At 66.2% G+C, this 19014-nt stretch carries 18 protein-coding genes; 2 read left to right on the forward strand and 16 right to left on the reverse strand.

From position 1 onward, the window contains the following. Nucleotides 1–36: 36 nt before the first annotated feature. Both ACG0Z6_RS01210 and ACG0Z6_RS01215 read right to left on the reverse strand, forming a co-directional pair. Nucleotides 37–204 carry a hypothetical protein gene (locus tag ACG0Z6_RS01210; protein ID WP_394458049.1) on the reverse strand — a complete coding sequence of 56 codons (168 nt, stop codon included), beginning with the start codon at nt 202–204 and terminating at the stop codon, nt 37–39. A gap of 65 nt (nt 205–269) precedes the next feature. Further along, the gene (locus ACG0Z6_RS01215; protein WP_394458051.1) at nt 270–1175 is read right to left on the reverse strand and encodes an SDR family oxidoreductase; all 906 of its coding nucleotides are present in this window, start codon (nt 1173–1175) and stop codon (nt 270–272) included. On the opposite strand from ACG0Z6_RS01215, the gene ACG0Z6_RS01220 reads away from it, so the two are divergent. Then, complete coding sequence (locus ACG0Z6_RS01220; RefSeq protein ID WP_394458053.1) at nt 1162–2247, forward strand: LysR family transcriptional regulator; 1086 nt, start codon at nt 1162–1164, stop codon at nt 2245–2247. The genes ACG0Z6_RS01215 and ACG0Z6_RS01220 overlap by 14 nt on opposite strands. Before the next feature lie 80 nt (nt 2248–2327). Here ACG0Z6_RS01220 and ACG0Z6_RS01225 read toward each other — a convergent pair whose 3' ends face one another. The 13 genes from ACG0Z6_RS01225 to gspG all read right to left on the reverse strand — a co-directional run bounded on the left by ACG0Z6_RS01225 (nt 2328) and on the right by gspG (nt 17217). Beyond that, nucleotides 2328–5693, reverse strand: a complete 3366-nt coding sequence (locus tag ACG0Z6_RS01225; RefSeq protein ID WP_394458054.1) for a S41 family peptidase — start codon at nt 5691–5693, stop codon at nt 2328–2330. A gap of 37 nt (nt 5694–5730) precedes the next feature. Continuing rightward, complete coding sequence (locus tag ACG0Z6_RS01230; RefSeq protein ID WP_394458056.1) at nt 5731–6630, reverse strand: 5'-nucleotidase; 900 nt, start codon at nt 6628–6630, stop codon at nt 5731–5733. Between the two features lie 21 nt (nt 6631–6651). Further along, nucleotides 6652–7860, reverse strand: coding sequence for a type II secretion system inner membrane protein GspF (gene gspF, locus ACG0Z6_RS01235; protein WP_394458058.1), 1209 nt, complete (start codon nt 7858–7860; stop codon nt 6652–6654). 26 nt (nt 7861–7886) lie between these two features. Further along, nucleotides 7887–9323: a type II secretion system ATPase GspE gene (gene gspE, locus ACG0Z6_RS01240; RefSeq protein WP_394458060.1), complete on the reverse strand. Its 1437-nt coding sequence runs from the start codon at nt 9321–9323 to the stop codon at nt 7887–7889. Nucleotides 9324–9332: 9 nt separating this feature from the next. After that, nucleotides 9333–11648, reverse strand: coding sequence for a type II secretion system secretin GspD (gene gspD, locus ACG0Z6_RS01245; protein ID WP_394458062.1), 2316 nt, complete (start codon nt 11646–11648; stop codon nt 9333–9335). A gap of 1 nt (nt 11649) precedes the next feature. After that, nucleotides 11650–12474: a type II secretion system protein N gene (gene gspN, locus ACG0Z6_RS01250; RefSeq protein ID WP_394458064.1), complete on the reverse strand. Its 825-nt coding sequence runs from the start codon at nt 12472–12474 to the stop codon at nt 11650–11652. Continuing rightward, nucleotides 12471–12992: a type II secretion system protein GspM gene (gspM, locus tag ACG0Z6_RS01255; protein WP_394458067.1), complete on the reverse strand. Its 522-nt coding sequence runs from the start codon at nt 12990–12992 to the stop codon at nt 12471–12473. The genes gspN and gspM overlap by 4 nt, the downstream gene beginning before the upstream one ends. Next, the gene (gspL, locus tag ACG0Z6_RS01260; protein ID WP_394458069.1) at nt 12989–14212 is read right to left on the reverse strand and encodes a type II secretion system protein GspL; all 1224 of its coding nucleotides are present in this window, start codon (nt 14210–14212) and stop codon (nt 12989–12991) included. The genes gspM and gspL overlap by 4 nt, the downstream gene beginning before the upstream one ends. Nucleotides 14213–14310: 98 nt before the next feature. After that, nucleotides 14311–15351, reverse strand: coding sequence for a type II secretion system minor pseudopilin GspK (gene gspK / locus ACG0Z6_RS01265; RefSeq protein WP_394458071.1), 1041 nt, complete (start codon nt 15349–15351; stop codon nt 14311–14313). Next, on the reverse strand, nt 15348–15950 hold the full coding sequence (locus ACG0Z6_RS01270) for a prepilin-type N-terminal cleavage/methylation domain-containing protein (RefSeq protein ID WP_394458073.1): 603 nt from the start codon (nt 15948–15950) through the stop codon (nt 15348–15350). The genes gspK and ACG0Z6_RS01270 overlap by 4 nt, the downstream gene beginning before the upstream one ends. Before the next feature lies 1 nt (nt 15951). Beyond that, nucleotides 15952–16320: a type II secretion system minor pseudopilin GspI gene (gene gspI / locus ACG0Z6_RS01275; RefSeq protein ID WP_394458075.1), complete on the reverse strand. Its 369-nt coding sequence runs from the start codon at nt 16318–16320 to the stop codon at nt 15952–15954. After that, nucleotides 16317–16760 (reverse strand): prepilin-type N-terminal cleavage/methylation domain-containing protein, encoded by a 444-nt coding sequence (locus ACG0Z6_RS01280; RefSeq protein ID WP_394458077.1) that lies wholly within the window; start codon nt 16758–16760, stop codon nt 16317–16319. Before ACG0Z6_RS01280 ends, gspI begins: the two co-directional genes overlap by 4 nt. Nucleotides 16761–16779: 19 nt before the next feature. Continuing rightward, the gene (gspG, locus tag ACG0Z6_RS01285; RefSeq protein WP_394458080.1) at nt 16780–17217 is read right to left on the reverse strand and encodes a type II secretion system major pseudopilin GspG; all 438 of its coding nucleotides are present in this window, start codon (nt 17215–17217) and stop codon (nt 16780–16782) included. A 174-nt stretch (nt 17218–17391) separates the two neighbouring features. Here gspG and ACG0Z6_RS01290 point away from each other — a divergent pair, with 174 nt between their 5' ends. After that, nucleotides 17392–17868, forward strand: coding sequence for a hypothetical protein (locus tag ACG0Z6_RS01290; protein WP_394458082.1), 477 nt, complete (start codon nt 17392–17394; stop codon nt 17866–17868). Between the two features lie 24 nt (nt 17869–17892). Here ACG0Z6_RS01290 and ACG0Z6_RS01295 read toward each other — a convergent pair whose 3' ends face one another. After that, a complete protein-coding gene (locus tag ACG0Z6_RS01295) occupies nt 17893–18987 on the reverse strand; it encodes a nicotinate-nucleotide--dimethylbenzimidazole phosphoribosyltransferase (RefSeq protein WP_394458084.1) in 1095 nt (364 codons plus the stop codon). Between the last annotated feature and the right edge of the window lie 27 nt (nt 18988–19014).

Raw genomic sequence — 19014 nt, forward strand, 5'->3', positions numbered from 1 at the left:
GTTCGGCACGGGCATGTTCTTCGCGATCAAGTGGCACTACGACCAGGGGAAGAAGAAAAAGAAATGACGTGAGCAGCGGACCTGGCGCAAGCCCTCAGCACCCACCCACACATGCAGCACGCCCCACAGCACGAACAGCCAAGCGCCGATCTTGGCGGGTATGCCGATGACGGTCGGCGCGCAGACGGAGGGCGTGTGATTCATGCAATGTTCTGTCAGATTCAGCTAAACGACTCGTGCAGAGGCCAGTCCCTTTGGGCTACGCGTGATCAGGCCTGCCACTGCGCCAGCGTTTCGGCGGCAAACGCGGCGTAACTGCGTGGCGCGCGGCCCAGCCAGTGGGTCATCCGGGCCAAGTCATCGGCCGAAGCGGCCATGCCGTCGTGGCAGAAGCGGTCGAGCATCAGGCGCATGTCCATGGCCATCCAGCTCGGCAGGTGTTGGGCCAGGTTGGCCTCAAAGGTCGTGGTGTGGGGGCCGGTGTAGGTGATGGTCTTGCCCATCAGGCTCGACCAAATGGCGGCAATGCCCGCGCCAGTGAGGGCATCGGGTCCGACCAGAGGAATCACCTCGGTGGGAAGAAGGTCAGCAGACTGGTGCCGTTGCAGCAAGGCCTTGGCTGCCACCTCGGCAATGTCGCGCGTGTCCACCATGGAGACGCCTTGGTCGCCGATCGGGAAGGGGTACAGGCCCGGGCCCAGCAGGACCTGCTGGAAGTAGGCCGCGTCGTTTTGCATGAAGCAGTTGGGGCGCAGGATGGTGGCCTGCAGGCCCAGGTCTGCAATCAGTCGCTCGATGCTGGCCTTGGCGGCGAAGTGCGGCACATTGCTAAAGCGCTGGCCGTTGAAGACCGAGAAGTACACGATGCGTGTCACGCCAGCTTCGTGGGCCAGGTTGAGCGTCAGCGCGGCCTGTGTGAACTCGTCGGTGGCCACGCTGTTGAGCAGGAAGAGTGTCTTGACGCCCTGCAGGGCCTCGCGCATGGCCGACACGTTCAGCATGTCGCCGGCCACTGGCACCACGCCCTGCGGCAGCCGGGCTTTCGATGGGTCGCGCGTCAGGGCGCGGATCGTGAGCCCTTCGGCAGGGCGTGCAGATGAGGTCCTGGCATCGGTCAGCTGCTGCAGCAGCAGGCTGCCGATGGAGCCGGTGGCACCGGTGATGAGCATGGTCATGGCGATGTATCCGTGGAGTGTTGGTGCGCGGCGGCGCGGTTCAGGGCGAAGAAATGATAGGAACCCAAATTCGAGTCGACATACCATTGATCAAGACGCTACGTCTCGAATTTGGATCAATATGAATCTGGATGAACTGACAGACTTCCTTCTCGTGGCCAAGCATGGCGGCTTTGCGCAGGCCAGTCGCCTCAGCGGTCGGCCCAAGGCCAGCCTGTCACGCCGCGTCATGGAGCTGGAATCAGCGTTGGGGGTGCGGCTTCTGGAGCGCACCGCACGAGCGGTTCGGCTGACGGAAGAAGGCCAGATGCTGCTGGCACGCACGGGTGGGCCCCTGCGGGAAATTGCTGAGGCAGCCGAGGCGCTGCGCGAAGGCCGCACCGAGGCGCATGGGTTGCTGCGCGTCAACACGCCGGTGCTCACCGGCCAACTGGTGATGGGGCGCGTGGCAGCCGAATTCACCCAGGCCTATCCGCAGGTGCAACTGGCCATCACGCTGGAAGACCGGCCGGTGGACCTCGTGAGCGAAGGCTATGACGTGGTCATCCGCGTCAACCCGGAGCCGGACTCGGCGCTGGTCGGGCGTTGCTTCCGGAAGGACCCGGTGCTCGTTGTTTCCACCCCGGAGCTCAAGCGCCGCTACGCTCGCGCCGGCCAGGAAGGGAGTGGCACCGCACTGACCGTGCCGGTGATCGCCCGCAGCGGGATTCGGCCCTTGGCGCAGTGGCGCCTGGGCGGTGCGGGTGCGCGGGAGTTCGCGGTCCAAACGGTGCTGGAATTGCCCACGCTGCTGATGATGCGCGACGCAGCCCTCACCGGCCTGGGTATCGCCAGGCTCCCGCAGCTGGCAGTCTGCGAAGATCTGGCCTCGGGACGGCTGGTCAGTTGGGGGCCGGCCTCCGACCGCCCTGCAGAACTGTGGGTGCTGCATGCATCGCGCAGACTGGCCAGTGCAAAGGTGAAGGCCTTTGTCGATTTCCTGAGCACGCGAGCCCAGGTGCAAGGGCACCCCCTGTACCAGGTCGAAGGCGGCATGAGTGCTTGTCGCGATTCAGATATGCCGCGTGTCTAGGGCAACAGCCAGGTCATGCCAAGAAGTAAACAACAAGGGCCCCGAGGGGCCCTTGTGCTTGGTGGGTGTGCTGCCTGCGCTCAGCGCTGGAGCGGCCGCATATAGGGGCCGGGCTTGGGCAGCTGGCGGGCTTGCTGGGCGCTGGCGTCTTTGAGCCAGGCCAGGGCAGCTTCGAGCTGGGCGTCGCGGCCCTGGGCGTGGGCGCGCGGTGGATTGTCGACCTCGATGGTCGGGGTCACGCCCAGGCCTTCGACGACGAAACGGCCGTCGATCAGCATCTGGCCGGTTTCGGCGGCCCGCATGATGCCGTTGTCCAGCAGGCGGTTTTGGTCAGACAGCCACACGCCCGCGCCGGAGGTGGTTTTGCCAATCACTGGGCCCAGTTGCAGGCGCTTGAAGCCTTCGGTGAAGGTTTCGCCGTCGGAGTAGGTGTCCTCGTTGGCCAGCACCACCACCTTGCCCATAAAGGCTTGCTGCATATTGGGGTAGGGCGCAGCGCCTTCGGGCGAGCGCGGTTGCCAGAACACCCAGGCGCGGCGCAGCAGCTTCTCCAGAATCCAGCTGTCGATGTTGCCGCCGCCGTTGTGGCGCACGTCGATGATGAGGCCTTCGCGGTCGACTTGGGCGTAGAACTCACGCGCGAAGTCGGCAATGTCCTCGGCCGTCATGGCGCGCAGGTGCAGGTAGCCAATGCGGCCCTGACCGGCCTTCTCCACCAGCTCGGCGCGGCTGCGGCGCCAGTCTTGCAGGCGCAGCTGACCTTCACGCGCACCGTCCACCGGGGTCACGACCACGCTGCGGCTTTTGCCGTTGGGCTCGCTGAGCTGCAGCAGCACCTGCTTGCCCGCGTGGCCGCGCAGCAGCTCTGCCGGGTGCGGCGCATTGGCCGCGGCTTGGCCGTTGATGGCGGTGATGACGCTGCCCGGCGCGATGTTCAGGCCGGTTGCGCCCAGAGGCCCGGCTTCGCTGGGCAGCTCGGGGTCGTGGCGGTAGATGCGCTCGATGCGCCAGCCTTTGGGGTCGCGTTCCAGCTGCGCGCCCAGACCGGCCAGGCCGGGTTCGTCGGGGGCTTTGCGCACATCGCGCGCAACCACCTGGCTGTGCAGCAGGCTGAGCTCGCCCACCATTTGCTGCATCAAGTCGGTGAGTTCGCCGCGCTCGGTCACGCGCTCGACCAGGGGCTCGTACTTGCGCCGCTGTGCGACCCAGTCAACGCCGTGCATGTCTTTGTCGTAGAAGTAGTCGCGCTGCATGCGCCATGCGTCGGCAAAGAGCTGGCGCCATTCGGCCTTGGGCTCGGTGCGGATGTGCCAGTCGGCCCAGCGCACCTGCTGCTTGGCGGTGTCGGCGGGCAGCTTGGGCGCGGCTTCGACGATGAGGATTTCAGGCGTGGCGGCGCCACGGCGCAGCATGAGCTTTTTGCCGTCGGCGCTGAGCTCGAAGTCCTGCACCTGTTCGGCCACCGTCTCGGGCTTGTTGTCCAGCGGGTCGATGGCCACGGTTTTGAGGCTGTTGCTGCGGCCTTCATGGTCCAGCAGCCACAGGCGTTTGGCGCTGACTTGCAGTTGCTGCCAGTTGCTGGCGGGCACGGGCAGTTCGTAGAGCCGCTGGCTCACACCAGCGCTGACGATGGCGGGCAGCGCGGGCTTGCTGCTGGCGGCTTTGGCGTCGGCCTTGCCGTCCGCTTTGGTATCTGTTTTGGCCTCTGTTTTGGCCGGGGCTTTGCTCTCGGCCTTGTCCTCGCCGCGGGCGAGTTCATCCGGTACGGCAAAGGGCGAGCGCAGGCCGGGCTGCAGGGCCAGGGCGTAGACCTTCCAGCCCTTGGGGAAGTGCGGGCCCATATTGCGGTCGGCCCAGACGCTGGAGTCCGCACTCACCGCAAAGTGGCGGCGCGAGAGGAAGTACAGCCACTGCCCATCGGGGCTGAAGGCCGGTTGCTGGGCGTCGTAGCGGTCGCTGCTGAGCTGCTGCACTTGGCCGTCGCCCAAGGTGTAGAGCATGAGCTGCTTGCGCCAGGGGTTGCTGGTGTTGCGCACATAGGCCAGGGCCTTGCTGTCGGGCGACCAGCGCAGCGCGTCCCAGCTGTTGTCAATGCGGTCGCGGTCGATCTCGCGCGTGGCCGATGCCGGGTCTTTGGCCTGCAGATCGGTGAGCTGAATGCGGCCCTCTTTGTCGGCCAGCGCCAGCCAGCGCCCGTCAGGCGATGGCGCCAGGCGCATGCGCATGGCTTTGGCGTCGCGCGTGATTTGCTGCGGCGCGCTCAGGCCATTGGCGGCAAAGCGCCAGACCTCCACCTCGCCGCTGTAGTCGCACAGCGCAAAAACGCTCTTGCTGTCGGCGCTGAAGCTGGCCTCGCGGCAGCGTCCCGCGTCGGGGGCTTGGGCGGGGGCGGGCAGCTCGGCGCGGCGCAGGGCGCCCACGCCTTGGGTGGCGAGGCGGCCACGTGCGGTCAGCACCACGCGCTCGCCGTCGGGCGACAGCGCGCTGTGGGTGAGGAAGTCTTGCGGCTTGGTGACCCAGCGCTGGCGCTGCTGGTCAAAGTCGCCGCCCAGCGCGATGGCGAGCTTTTGCTCGCTGCCCTTGCTCAGGTCCAGGCGGTAGAGGTCTGCGCCCAGGGCGTAGACCAGTGCCTGCCCGTCCAGGCTGGCGTGGCGCACATCCCAGTCTTTGTGATGGGTGTGCTGGCGCAGGTCTTGCCCTTGTGCATTGACAGACCAGATGTTGAAGCGCCCGTCGCGGTCGGACAAAAAGGCCACGCGCTGCTGCCCATTGGCTTGGCGCCAAAGCAGGGGCAGGCGGTTGTTGTGGCCGTCGTCCAGCAGCGGGCGTGCCTCGGCCTGGCCGCTCAGGTCCAGCTGCCACAGCCGCGCCAGCGCGCCGCCGCGGTAGAGCCGGGCGTTGTCGCCGCGCAGGCCGTTGCGGGTGAAGTAAAGCGTCTTGCCATCGGCGCTCAAAGCACCGTCGCTGGCCTGGCCCACGGGCAGGGCGCGGCGTTGACCGCTGGTGATGTTCACGGCAAACAGCTGCGTGCCGGGCTGGCCGCTGAGCGTGGGGCCGCTGTAGATGAGCTCGCCCTGGGCGCTAAAGCCCCACACGCGCAGCTGGTTGGAACTCTCCCAGCTCAGGCGCTTGGGCACGCCACCGGCAGCGGGCATGACGTAGATGTCGCCCGCGCTGCCGTCGTACTGGCCCACAAAGCCCAGCCAGCGCCCGTCGCCCGACAGGGCCGGGAAGCTCTCGGTGCCAGGGTGGGTGGTCAGGCGCTGGGCCGTGCCGCCGCCGCTGGCGCTGCGCCAGAGGTCGCCCTCGGCCACGAAAACAAGTTGCTCGCCCTGCAGCGCGGGGTAGCGGTAGTAGCCGGAGGCTTGCGCATGCGCGCCGTGGCTGGCCAGTGCGCAGGCCAGACCGATGGCGCTCAGGCCAGTCAGAGAGGTCAATCGAGACATGGTGTTTTCGCTAGAGATGTGAGCGGTGATGAAATCGTCAACCAGCGTTGGTCACGCCCATGCTGACATGGCCAGCGGGCACGTGAGCGGCAGCACTTTGCACATGGCCTGTTTGGTCGTCGAAGAAGAAATCGGGCTCAAATTCACGCAGAAATTCGCCCTTGGGCAAGCCGCCCAGGAACAGAGCCTCGTCGACTTCGATCTTCCAATTCATGAGCGTGCGAATGGCGCGCTCATGAGCCGGTGCGCTGCGTGCCGTCACCAACGCCGTGCGCACGCGCATATTGCCTGCTTGGGTCTGCTGCAGCCGCTGCAATGCGGCCAATAGCGGTTTGAAGGGGCCCGGTGGCAGCGGTGTGAGCATGTGTTGGCGCTCGTGCTGCTGGAAGGCGTCCAGCCCCTCGCGCTGGTAGACCTGCTCGGCTTGGTCGGAGAACAGCACGGCGTCGCCGTCAAAGGCAATGCGCAGCTCGTGCGGGTGGTGGGCCGAGGCGTGGGCCGACTGCGGGTAGACGCGCGCTGCGGCCACGCCTGCTTCCAGCGCGCCGCGCACGTCGGACTCATAGGCCGACAAAAACAGCCCGGCGTTGAAGGGGCGCAAATACTGCCAGGCACTGCGCCCGCGCGTGAACACGCCCCGGGCAATCGGCAGCCCGTAGTGCTGGGCGGAGCGGAACACGCGCAGGCCCGAGATGGGGTCGTTGCGCGAGACCACCACCACCTCCACCTGCTGGTGCTGCGGCGTGTTGAAAGCCAGCAGCTTTTGCACCAGCGAGAAGGCCACACCGCGCCCGGCGGGCTGCTCCAGGCGGTCTTGTTGCAGCGCCATGTAGGCGTGGTCGTCCGTGGCCTCAAAGTGCTGGTTTTCCTCTTCAAAGTCAAACAGGGCGCGCGAGGAAATGGCGACAACCAACTGTCCGTCCAAAGTGGCTGGCATGGCGGTGGGGTGGTGTGAGGTTTACTTGAACCAGCTGTTGAGCTGGATGATGGGCAACAGCACGGCCAGCACGATGAGCATGACCACGCCGCCCATGCCCACGATGAGCAGGGGCTCCAGCATGGTGGCCGCAGCCAACGCACGGCGTTTGACTTCCTGACTGAGCTGCCGCGCGGCGCGGGAGAGCATGGGCGAGAGCTGGCCGGTTTGCTCGCCCAGCCGCGCGAACATGGCCAGGATGCCGGGGAAGCGCTTCTTGCCCGCCAGCGCGGCGCCCAAGGGCGCGCCCTCGCGCACCTGCACCAGCGCATCCAGCGCGTCGGCGCGCATGGCGCGGTTGGCCAGGGTTTCGGCGGCGGCTTGCAGGGCTTTCAAAATCGGCACACCCGCCGCGGCCAGCATGGCCAGGGTGCCCGCAAAGCGCGCGGCGTTGTAGCCGCGCGAAAGCTTGCCCAAGAGCGGCAGGCGCAGCCAGGCGGCGTCAAAGCGCAGCCGAAAGGCCTCTTGCTGCAAGGCGTGGCGCAGCAGCAGCGCCGCACCCACCAAGAGCAAGAGCAGCAGCCAACCCCAGTGCCGGATGAAGCCCGAAATGCCCATCATGGCCACGGTCAAAAAGGGCAGCGAGCGCTTGCCGCCTTCAAACACGCTGGCAACTTGGGGCACCACATAGGTGACCAAAAACACCACAATGAGCACCGACACCACCGACACCACCGCCGGGTAGGCCAGGGCGCCAATCACTTCAGAGCGCAGGGCGTGGCGGTCTTCCAGGTCGTCGGCCAAGCGCTCCATCACCTGACCCAGCGCGCCGCTTTGCTCGCCTGCGGCGACCACGGCGCGGTAGACCTCGTCAAACTCCAGGGGCGCGTGGGCCAGGGCTTGCGCAAACGGCGCACCGGCGTTGACCTCGGCACGCAGCTGCGCCATGAGCTCGCGCTGGCGCTCGTCTTCCGCTTCTTCCACCAGGGCGGCCAGGGCGCGCTCCAGGGGCAGACCGGCGACGATGAGCCCGGCCATTTGGCGCGTCCACACCGCCAGCTCGGTGGCGCTGAGGCGGCGGCGCACAAACAGCCCGGGCCGCTTGGCCGCTTGCTGCACTTGCTCCACCAGCAGGGGCACCAGGGCCTGTGCGCGCAGCTGCGCGCGCGCGGTGCGTGGGTTGTCGGCCTCGAGCAGCCCGCGCTGGGTGCGCCCTTGCGCGTCAACCGCTTCGTACTTGAATGCAGGCATGGGGGGCTACTCCGGGGGGGGCGGTGTCAGTCGCGCGTGACGCGCAGCACTTCTTCTTCGGAGGTCACGCCCTGGGCCACGAGCCGGGCGCCGTCCTCGCGCATGGTGCTCAGGCCATTGGCGCGCGCGGCGGCCAGCACTTCGCTCTCGGCCGCGCGCTCATGCACCAGGCCGCGCACCATCTCGTTGCAGACCATCAGTTCGTACACGCCCGTGCGGCCTTTGTAGCCGGTGTGGTTGCACTGCGCGCAGCCCACCGGGCGGTAGCGCGTCGCGCCGCCCGTGGCGTGGGCCTCAGGCTGCTTGCAATGCGGGCAGAGCTTGCGCACCAGGCGCTGAGCCAGCACGCCCAGCAAGCTGGAGCTGAGCAAGAAGGGCTCCACACCCATGTCGGTGAGGCGCGTGACGGCGCTGACCGAGTCGTTGGTGTGCAGCGTGGCCAGCACCAAGTGGCCGGTGAGCGAAGCCTGGATGGCGATCTGCGCGGTTTCAAAGTCGCGGATCTCGCCGATCATGATCACGTCCGGATCTTGGCGCAGGATGGCGCGCAAGGCCTTGGCAAAGCTCAGGTCGATCTTGGCGTTGACCTGGGTTTGCCCCACGCCCGCCAGCTCGTATTCGATGGGGTCTTCGACCGTCAGCACATTGGCGGTGCTGGTGTCCAGCGTCTGCAGCGCGGCATAGAGCGTGGTGGTTTTGCCCGAGCCCGTGGGGCCGGTCACCAGCACGATGCCGTGGGGCTGCTGCACCAGATGGCCAAAGCGCGTCAGCATCTGCCCTTCCATGCCCAGGCTTTGCAGCGAGAGCTTGGATTCGCTCTTGTCCAAGAGGCGCAGCACGGCGCGCTCGCCATGGGCCGAGGGCAGGGTGGAGACGCGCACGTCCACCGCGCGCCCGCCAATGCGCAGCGAGATGCGCCCGTCTTGCGGCAGGCGCTTTTCGGCGATGTCCAGCTCGGCCATGATTTTCAGGCGCGAGATCAGTGCCGCGTGCAGCGCGCGGTTGGGGCGCACCACCTCGATGAGCGTGCCGTCGACGCGAAAGCGCACGCTGGATTCGCGCTCAAAGGGCTCGATGTGGATGTCGCTGGCGCCGTCTTTGGCTGCCTGCGTCAGGAGCGCATTGAGCATGCGGATGATGGGCGCGTCGTTGGCGGCTTCCAGCAAGTCTTCCACCGCAGGCAGGTCTTGCAGCAGGCGCGAGAGGTCAACAGCGCTCTCCACCTCACCCACCACGGTGGCCGCACTGCTCTCGGCGTCGGCATAGGCGTGCTGGATGCGGCGCTGCAGCTCGGCGTCGGCCAGCGTTTCGAGCCGGTCCACGCGGTAGAGGCGCTGCACCTCGCTGAGGGCACTCAGCGCTGGTGCGCCGTGGCTCCACAGCGTGAACTGTTCGCCATCGTCCTCCAGCAACAGGTGCTGGGCCTTGGCAAAAGAGTAAGGCAGGGGAAAGCGGGCGGGCATGGCGGTGCCTCAGCGCGAAGCCGTGCGGGTGCGCGTGGCCAGCGCGTCGCCGTCGACCGAGTTGCTCAAGCGCAGCATCAGGCCTTGCTCGGGCGCTGCCGCGCTGCCGGGGTTGCTCTTGGGCGGAGGCGCACTGGCTGGCGCTGCGGAGCTGGGGGCTGCACCGCCGGGAGCCGCCTTGGGCTCGGTGCGGGGTGAGAGTGGCGTGGGCGCGGGTTGCTCGGGCAGCTGCGGGGCGCCGGTGTCGGGCAGCACCAGGCTGCTCTTGGGCTGGGCTTGGCCCTGGAAGGCGCGGATGGTGTCGTATCGGTCCAGCGTGAGTTGGTCGGCACCGGCCTGGTCGCGAATCACCACCGGGCGCAGGAACACCATCAGATTGGTCTTGATGCGCTTGCGGTTTTCGCTCTTGAAGAGGTGGCCCAGGAGGGGAATGCTGCCCAGGCCCGGCACTTTGTCCTCGCCGTCGGTGTATTCGTCTTTGAGCAGGCCGCCCAGCACCATGATCTGGCCATCGTCCACCACCACGGTGGTTTCAATGGCGCTCTTGTCGGTGGTGGGGCCTGCGGTGGTGGTGGCGCCCGGCACCACGGAGGAGTTCTCCTGGTAGACGGTCATGCGCACCGTGCCACCTTCGCCCACTTGGCTGCGCACCTTCAGTGTCAGGCCCACGTCCTTGCGCTCAATGGTCTGGAAGGGGTTGGCCAGGTTGTTGCCCGAGCCGCCACCGGTGCTGGAGTAAGAGCCGGTGATGAAGGGCACGTTTTGACCGATGACGATCTTGGCTTCTTCGTTGTCAAGCGCAATCAAATTGGGTGTGGACAGGATGTTGGCGCCGGTTTGCTGCTCCAGCATCTGGGCAATGGCGCCCAGGGTGTAGAAGTCGCTGATCTTGCGCAGCACGCCGATATTGAAGCCGGTGCTGATGCCTGCGGCCAGAGCCTCTTTGATCCCCGAGCGGCCCTGGGTGACCGCAGCGCCGAGGGTGACGATGTTGTTGGCGCCACCGCCGAAGTTCGTACCCGCCCCCACCAGCGTGGCGTCGCCCTTTTGGCCCCAGAGGTTTTGCCACTGCACGCCAAACTGCGCGACCTTGCTGGCGTCGACCTTGACGATCATGGACTCCACATAGATCTGGGCGCGACGCGTGTCGAGCTGGTCGATGACGCCGCGAATTTGCCGGTACAGCGGCTCGGCGGCGGTGATGATGAGCGAGTTGGTGGAGGGGTCGGCCTGGATGAAGCCGCCCGTACTCGGGCTGGGCGAGGGCGCCAAGGGTGCTGTGGCCGCGGCCGACATGCCGCCCGTTGCGCCGCTGTTCTGTGCTGCTGTGCTGCTGGGCTGGGTCAGCGGCGAGGCAGCGCTGAGGCCACCGCTGCTGCTTGCGCCACCACCTTGGCCGCTGGATTGGGCCGCAAAGGCCGCACGCAACACGGTGGCGAGTTTGGTGGCGTCGGCATTGCGCAGATACACCACGCGAATGCTCTGGCCGGGCTCGGATGCGGGCTGGTCCAGCTTGCTCACCATGGCGCGCGCGCTGGCGAGCTTGGCGGCGTTGCTGGCACGCAGAATCAGGGCGTTGCTGCGCGGGTCGGGCATGACTGTCACGCCGCTGGGGGTGGGTGCCATACCTGGGCCGGCAGGCGCAGCATCGAGCAAGCGCTGCAGCAGCGGCGCAATGTCCGAGGCCACCGCATGTTTGAGCTGCAGCACCTCGATGTCGGTGCTGGCCGCGGTGTCCATGGCCGCGATGATGCGGGCAATGCGCTGCAGGTTATCGGCGTAGTCGGTGATCACCAGGCTGTTGTTGCCCGGGTTGGCGTTGATCATGTTGTTGGGGCTGATCAACGGCCGCAACACGCCCACGAGGTTGTTGGCGTTCTCGTGCGTGAGCTTGAAGATTTGCGTCACCACCTGGTCGCCACGCGCGGAGGCATCGCCCACCGAAACACTGCCGGTTTGCAGCTTGGCGTCGGCCTCGGGCACGATCTTGATCAGCCCGCCCACTTCCACGGCCGTGAAGCCCAGACCGCGCAGCGCGGCGAGGTAGTTCAGGTAGGCCTCGCGCACCGTCAGCGGCTGCTCGTTGTTCAGGGTCAGGGTGCCCTTGACGCGGGGGTCCACGAGGATGTTGCGGTTGATCATGGCGCTGATGGCGCGCGTCACCGCTTCGATATCGGTGTTGACGAAGTTCAGCGTCACCGGGTTGCGCCACTGCGTGTCTTTGGCCGCCGGTGCGGCCTGCACCCAAAGGGGCTGGGTCAGCGTGGTCAACGACAGCGTGAGGGCCATGACCCGCCGCCCCAGAAGTTTGCGCCTTGTGCTCATCTCATCCCACCGAAATGACGGAGCGAGCGCCTTGGCGCCGCCCGATGATGTTCAAAACATTGGCCAGCACCGCCTCGGTGCCGGGGGCCGCTGAGGCCTCACCTTGAAACTGCAGGCGTTCGCCCACCTGACCTTGACCATTCAACAGCAGCGCACCGCCCAGGGTGCTGAGCTGCAATTGCCCGCCGCCTTGCCCGTCGCCCGTGAGTTGCAGCCGGTAGCTTCCCAGCGGCGCGAGGGTGCTCACGCGGGAGGCTATGTTCAGCAACTCCAGGTTCAGCTGGCCCTGCAGCTGCCAGCGCCCGGCCACGCGCTCCAGCGCAAATTGCTGGGTGCTGAGCTGCAGCTGCCCTTGCAACTGCAAGGTGTTCCAGGGCGTGCCCAAGCCCGTCAGCAGTGCTGCAGGCCATTGGCCCAGCCAGGGCTGGGCGTCGGGCACGCTCAGGCGCAGCTTTTGCCAGCCCAGCTGCACCTCAAGGCTTTGCACGGCATTGAGGTGGCCGGGGTGGGAGAGGTCCAGGCGCAACCCGCGCAGTGTGGGCCGCAGGGCCCAGCTCAGGCGCTGCGGCAGCAGGCTGGCATCGGCCGCACCTTGCCCGGCGCTGAGCACCAGCGTGGCACTGCCATTCCAGACCGTGCCCTGGGCCTGCGCCAGCAGCACTTGCTCATGGGTCAGGCTGGCCACGGCTTGGGCCAGCCAGCGCGCCGGTGCCCACACCAGGGTGGCCAGCAGGCTGCCGCACAGCAACCCGGCCACAGCCCAGCCCCAGGGACTGCGGCTGTGCGAGGGCAGGGCCGGGGTGGTGCGGCGCGCCGCGAATTTCATGGTTGCTCCCAGCTCAGTGTCAGGGTGCCGGAGTAGCCGTTGGCGCTGCGCTGCAGCTGCACCTGGACGGGTCGTGCCTTGGCGGCCAGCCTTACCTCTTGCAGCCACCTTAGCAGCTCTGTGCCGGGCAGGTCTTGCACGCGCAGCACGGCGCGCTCGCCCTGCACCTGCAGCTGTGCGGCGTCGCCCAAGCGGGCCACGGCGGCACTCAGGGCCGCTTGGGTCTGCGCCGCGCTGACTTGGGGCAGCTCGCGCAGCTGCTGGGCTTCGCGAGCCATGGCTTGCATGCGCAAGATCTGTTCATCCAGTGCCAACTGCTGCGCTGGGGCTTGCTGCAGTGTGCGCCAGGCCGGGGCCAGGGCCACGGCCCACAGCAGGGCCGCACCGAGCAGCCAGGCCAGGGCTTGCAAGGCCTGGCGTTCGCGCTGCGCCAGCGCAGCCCAGCGTGCCCGTGCAGCCTGCAGGATTTCCGGCTGGGACGCCGGGGTGTCGGCAGCGGTGGGGGTGTCTGGGTTCATGGTGCGGTGTTGGGGCTCAGGGTCAGGCGGCCCGCTTCGGCCTCCAAGTGCCAGCCGCTTGGGCTCAAAAGCTGGCGTATGGACTCAATGTCTTGCGGCCCCAGTGCCGGTGTTTGTGCTGTGAGCTTGCCGGTCTGGTAGTCCAACCCCTGTGGCGCGGCTTGGCCCGGGGGCCAGGCATTGGCCAGCGCGGCGAGCTGTTGCTCGAAGTCGGCCTGGCTCAGCTGGCCGGTGCGCTGGCGCAGCAGGGCCAATTCCTTTTGCATTTGCACCGGGCCATCCAGCACGACTTTGACCTGCGGGAAGGTTTGCGTCAGCAGCGCGTCGCGCGTGGTTTTGCGCTCTTGCAGCAGGCGGTTTTGTTGCCAGGCGTAGAGGTTCAGACCCAGCAGCTGCACGGCCACCAGGCCAGCCAGGGCCCAGCGCGTGGGGCGCCAAGCGGGTTGGCGGAAATCGCGCAGCCACTGCTGGATTTGCTGCAGGCCTTGGGTGCGCGGTGTGAGGTCGAACTGCAACAGGTTGGCGCCGTCGCGCAGCGCGCGCAAGGCGCGGTCGGCTGCCACCAGGCTCAGCACATTGCGGCCCAACCAAGCTTCGGCTTGGGCCACAGATTCAGGTTCGGCGCTCCATTGGCAGGTTTGCACCAGCTCGTCGCTGATCAGGGCGCGGCTGCCTGGGTTGAGGGGCAGCTCCACCACGCCCTCTGGGCTGGCCCAGCTCAGCGTGGGCGCGGTGTGGCCAGGAGCGGTGTGAAAGTGTCCGGTGCCAGGGGTCTCGGGCCAGGCCAGCGCAATGGCTCGTTGCACATGCACATGGGCTTGTTCAAACGCCGCCAAGTGTTGCTGCAAATAGGCTTTGAGGCACACCGCCACCCAGCTGGGGTGCGCGGCGTCGGGCTCGGCGGCCACGGCCATGTGCAACTGCTCGCTGGGCGTGAGCAGCTGTTCTTCCAGCGCTCCTTCCAGGGCGGCACGCAGCCGCGCCTTCGGTACTTTGGGCAGCTGCACGCGCAGCCAGCTCAGGGCACCATCGGGCAGCACCAGCACGCATTGCTGGGCTGAGGGCAAGTCCTGCGGCGCGGCGCGGCCACGCTGGGTCACATGCTGCTCGTCGGCGCTGAGCATGAAGGCATAGTCCGTCGCAGGCAACGGCGCAGCCTCACCACGCTGGCTTGGATGGTCTTTGTGCGGCGGTGGCAGGAAGATTAGGAGCGTGCTCATGCGTGGAGGCGCATTCTAGGAGTGCGCCAGTGTAGGAACGTGCGGATTTGAACCCCAATTCACCCTAGCGCAGCAGTGAATCATGGGTCTGTCCTTACTCAGGGGGCGTGGGGTGCATGACTGATGCGCTCGCGCTGCACGACCACGATGTCCAGATTTCTTCGCTGTATCAGGGACCGCTCCTCGATCACGCGCTGCTCCAGCCGAAGTCGACCCGCTACGAAAAAGAAAGAGGAGTTCACCGCGGCCCGCTCGGGCTTGAGGGTGATGTTGGGCAGCAATGCGCTGACCTCCTCCAGGTTCTTGAAGGGTTGACGCAGGCGCGTTTGCACGAGGCGCTCAGCGCTGGATAAGTCCATGCCTTCAAACAGGGCCGCCAGGACCTCACGTGGTGCTGTATTGATGTTGACCGGCGTGGCTTGGGGCAGCAACGTCACCCAGGCGGCGAGGCGGCGGATTTGTGCCTCTGGCGCTCCCAGCCAGCGCAGCTGCTCTAGACGTTGAGGCAGCAGAGGCGCTTCAGGATTGAGCTGCGCGGCGGCGCGCAGGGTCTCCAGGCTGGCAGGGGGGGCGGTGGCCTCGGCGGGGGTGTCACCCTTGCCCGATGGACGTGGCGTCGAGATGTCCGTTGCCCGCAGCTGCGTGCTCACCTGCTGCGCGAGGCTGCCAGGCAGCCCGGCGAGTTCGCAAAGCCGCGTGAAGATGCGCAGCTCCTGCTCCGCGTTCTCGCCAGGCGCCATGAGATTGCGCAGGTTGTAGCGGCTTTGCGCATCTTCAATGCTGCCGGACAAAAAGGCCTCGGGTGCGCCGGCCTCGGTGTTGGCTTCGGGACCGGCCAAAAAGGTTGAGAGGCGGGCTTCGGCCAGCGGCACGGCCCACACCTCGCCCAGGTGGTCCATGTTTTCGCGGCGGTTGTTCAGCGCGTCTTCACGCAGAATCATGCGGGCCCAATCCAGTGAGCCGCGCAACACCCAAGCGGCTTGAGCGCGCGCACGCTCGGCCGCTTCTATATGCACGGCCCGGTACTGACGCCACATCATGGCCCCGGCCATGGTGGCCACCAGCGTGACGATCAGCATGGCCAGCAGCAATGCGGCGCCCGTCTGGCGGCGGGGCGGTGGTGTTTGTGCGCGCATCATGGCGAGGCGTCCAGGATGATTTGGCGTGTCAGTTCGCCCGACATGCCGCTGCTGTCTTCAAACTGCAGCACCATGCGCACGCCGTCGATCTTGTCGCCCGCCGACATGGCATTGCTCCAGGCGTTGTCACGGTAGAAATACATCTGCCAAGCGCTGATGCCTTTCAGCATGGGCGTGGGCTCGCCTTTGGGCTGGGCCTGGATGCGTTGATTGCGCTGCACGCTCTCCAGCAGGGCTTGGCGGCTGCGCACGGGTGTATCTTCCCAGCGGCTGAGCTGGCCGCGATCCAGCCTCCACACCACCAGTTGCAGCCCATCGGGGCGGCGGCGTGTCAGCTGCAGGCTGGCGCCGTCAAAGCTCAGGGGCGGCAGCAGCTGGCTGCTTTGCAGCTCGCGCATGTCCAGCTCCCACTGCTGCACCACGGCTTGCAGTTGCTCGATTTGGTCGAGCCGCCCGTAGGTGCTGTCGCGCGTGCGCACCAGGGCATCTACGCCCTGCCAGGCCATGGCGGCGAGGGTGGCCATGACCACCAGCGCCACCATCACTTCAATCAAGGTGAAGCCCTTGTGACGGAGCCTCTGCAGCGGCCGCGCACGCATCTCAGTAGCGCCCCATGACCGAGGTCAGCTGCGTGACGATCTGGCCTTGCTCGTCACGCACCACCACGTCGAGGCGGCGGAAGTTGGGGTTGGGGGTACTGCCCACCAGCACCTTGCCGGCATAGCTCATGCCCAGCTGCTTGCAGGGGAACTCGATTTCGCCCAGGCCCGGCAGCGCACTGCCCGCACGGCTTTGCAGGCGCAGCTCGGCCAGCTCGTTTTCGGCGCACCACTGCGCCGCGCTGACGTCGACCATGCGCTGCGCGTTTTGCGTCAGTGCCGCCGAAGCGCGCAGCCCCGCACCCAGCGTGATGGCCACCACGGCCAGCGCCACCAGCACTTCCAACAGCGTGAAGCCTGAGGGTTTCATGGCGGGGGACTTTGCAAGGAGAAGGGGGCCATGCCGTCGGTGCCTATCCACACGCTGGAATCCCCCAGGCTCAGTTGTAGGCGCTGCGCTCCCACCACGGGCTCGGGGCCGAGATGCAGGGCCGTGCGGTCGGGCGCTTCGATGCGCACTTGCGGTGCCTCAGCCAGCCAGCGTGTGGGCATGGTGCGGGTGACGGGCAGGCCCTGAAAACGAAACTGGTCGGCCGAGCCGTCGTCGCGTACGGGGCGCCATGTGACAGCCATGCCGCTGGCGCGTGATTCGGCACGTGCCACTTCCAGCAGCGTGGTCAGGCGCTGGGCTTCACGCTCCAGTTGTTGGGACTGCGGGTCGCGCATGGCCATGACCACACCCGCACTGGCCAAAGCAAACAAGGCCAGCACCACCAGCAGTTCCAGCAGGCTGAAGCCCTGTGGGCGCATCAGATGTGAAGGCGGTCGACTATTGCCAGGAGCCGATGTCAGCGGCGTCGCCTTCGCCTCCGGGTTTGCCGTCGGAGCCGAAACTGAAGACATCGATCTCACCTTTCACCCCAGGGTTGGCGTATTGGTAGGGCTGTTTCCAGGGGTCCAGGGGCAACTTCTCGACATAGGGTTTCCAGGCCTGAGGAATCGGGCCTGCCGTGGGCTTGCGCAACAGCGCGTCCAAACCCTGTTCGGCCGTGGGGTAGCGCATGTTGTCGAGCTTGTAGAGCTTGAGCGCTTGCATCAGCACATTGATGTCGGTCTTGGCTGCAGTGACGCGGGCTTCGTCGGCCCGTTGCATCACGTTGGGCGCAATCAAAGCGGCCAGCACGCCGATGATGACCAGCACCACCATCAACTCAATCAAAGTGAAGCCCCGATGTTTGTGGGTGGTGTTGGCCATTGTGATTTTCATTAGCTGTTCTTTCATGAGCGAGCATGCGCGCAGACGAGTGCGGTCAATCATAATCGGCGCATGTTGCAACGAGTGACTGCATTTGCCCTCTGGGCCTTGGTGGCGGCGTCCCTGACTTTTTGGGGCCTGCGCACGGCCGGTGCGGGGTCTGTGCCGCTGCCACCGGGCGCGGTGATGGTCGAGTCCACGGCGCCGACTGCGGGGGATTGGGCGCGGCTGTTTGGCCAATCAGAGCTCAAAGCTGAGCCGACCAGTGTCAGTGGCGCCTCGCGTTTCCGTCTGTTGGGTGTGGTGGCACCCAAAGGTGCCTCCATTGCAGTCTCCAGTGGCGGCGTTGCGCTGATCTCGGTAGACGGCGCGCCACCCAAGGCAGTCAAGGTAGGTGCACGCATCGAGGACGGCGTCCATCTGCTGTCGGTGGCTCGGCATAGCGCAAACATCAAGACCAAGGACGGCGCGTCTCTCTCGCTTCAACTCGATACCAGCGCGCCGATGCTGTCGCCTGATGCCCAGGCCATGGCCCCGCGCTTCGTGCCGCCGCCAAATCAGGCCGAGACCGTTCAGACTGAAAACGACAGCACGACCCCTGCACGCTCAGCCCCGGCAGATCCAGCCAACGCTGGTGGCCCGCGTCTGCCAATCCGTCACTGAGCCGCTATGGCGGAGAGGCCGTACTCAGTGCTCTGCGGCGGAGCGTGAAGTCACGCCCAGGGGCGCAGAGTTGACAAATCCGGAGTCTTGCGCACCGCTGTCATTGCTGTCGTTGCGCTCCAGGTTCACCTGACCGAGCAGTCCCATGCAGACTTGGATTGTCGGCCAGGCCGCGGCTGCGCCAGCGCCGTCGAGTGTGCATTCCAGCCCAGGATTGGGAATGGCTGGGCATTGCAAAAGCTCTTGAGCTTCTTCCAGACCGCGGTGCGTGTGGCTGCGGCATAGCAGTGCGTAGTCCAGGACGGCTGGGGCAATGCGGCTGGCAACCAAGAGGGCTGCATAGGCAGGCAGACCATCTGCCAAGATCAAATGCCGCTTGGATGCTGCCACCATCATGGCGCCTGCCATGACCGCGATTTCAAACCCCCCCAATGTCGCCAAAACGTCAATTGGCAAAATGGCTGCCCGATGGCGATTGAGTGCGTTATGCAGGGACGGCAAGGTTTGGGTCAGCAATTCCTGGGGCATATTGGGCCCCGAGACCAAAAAATTGCGGACCGGTAATTGCGATAAGCGAGAAAGAATTAACGCTGCCGATTCATAGGCACCTTGGCCTAGGCCTGCGCAAGCCAGCACGTTGCCTCGGAGACGGTCTGAAACCTCCATGCCCACGCGCAATGCGGCCTGGGTTTGATCCAAACTCATTGCTGCCCCGAGACAGACGTTGCGCGTGCCATGTGCAATCTTGCGCGATAGCAATCGCGGATGCTTGGGCAATGGTTCGGCAATACCGCAATCCACTAAACGAAACGACAAACCCACAGCGCGAGCCATGGCTCGCGCTGCTGAGTCCCCAGTCAGCATGCGCAGTGCATGAGCATGAGTGCTGAGTCCGTCGACCAAAGGTAAACCCTCAACGGCCATGCCATGGTCTGCAGCAAAGACAACCAAGCTGGGCTGATGAAACGTGGGTGCAACCGAATTTTGAATCAGCGCAAGTTTGCTGCACAACGCATTGAGAGCGCCCAAATGACCGCCAACGGGAGTCAGGCGTTCCAGCGCAGCCTGTACTTTGACTTCGAGTTCAGGATTGGTGATGAATTGGATCAGGGTCTGCACAGGGGCAAATCGAACGGGTTGGGGGAC

The organism is Roseateles rivi (genome assembly GCF_043555845.1).
Lineage (GTDB): Bacteria > Pseudomonadota > Gammaproteobacteria > Burkholderiales > Burkholderiaceae_C > Roseateles > Roseateles rivi.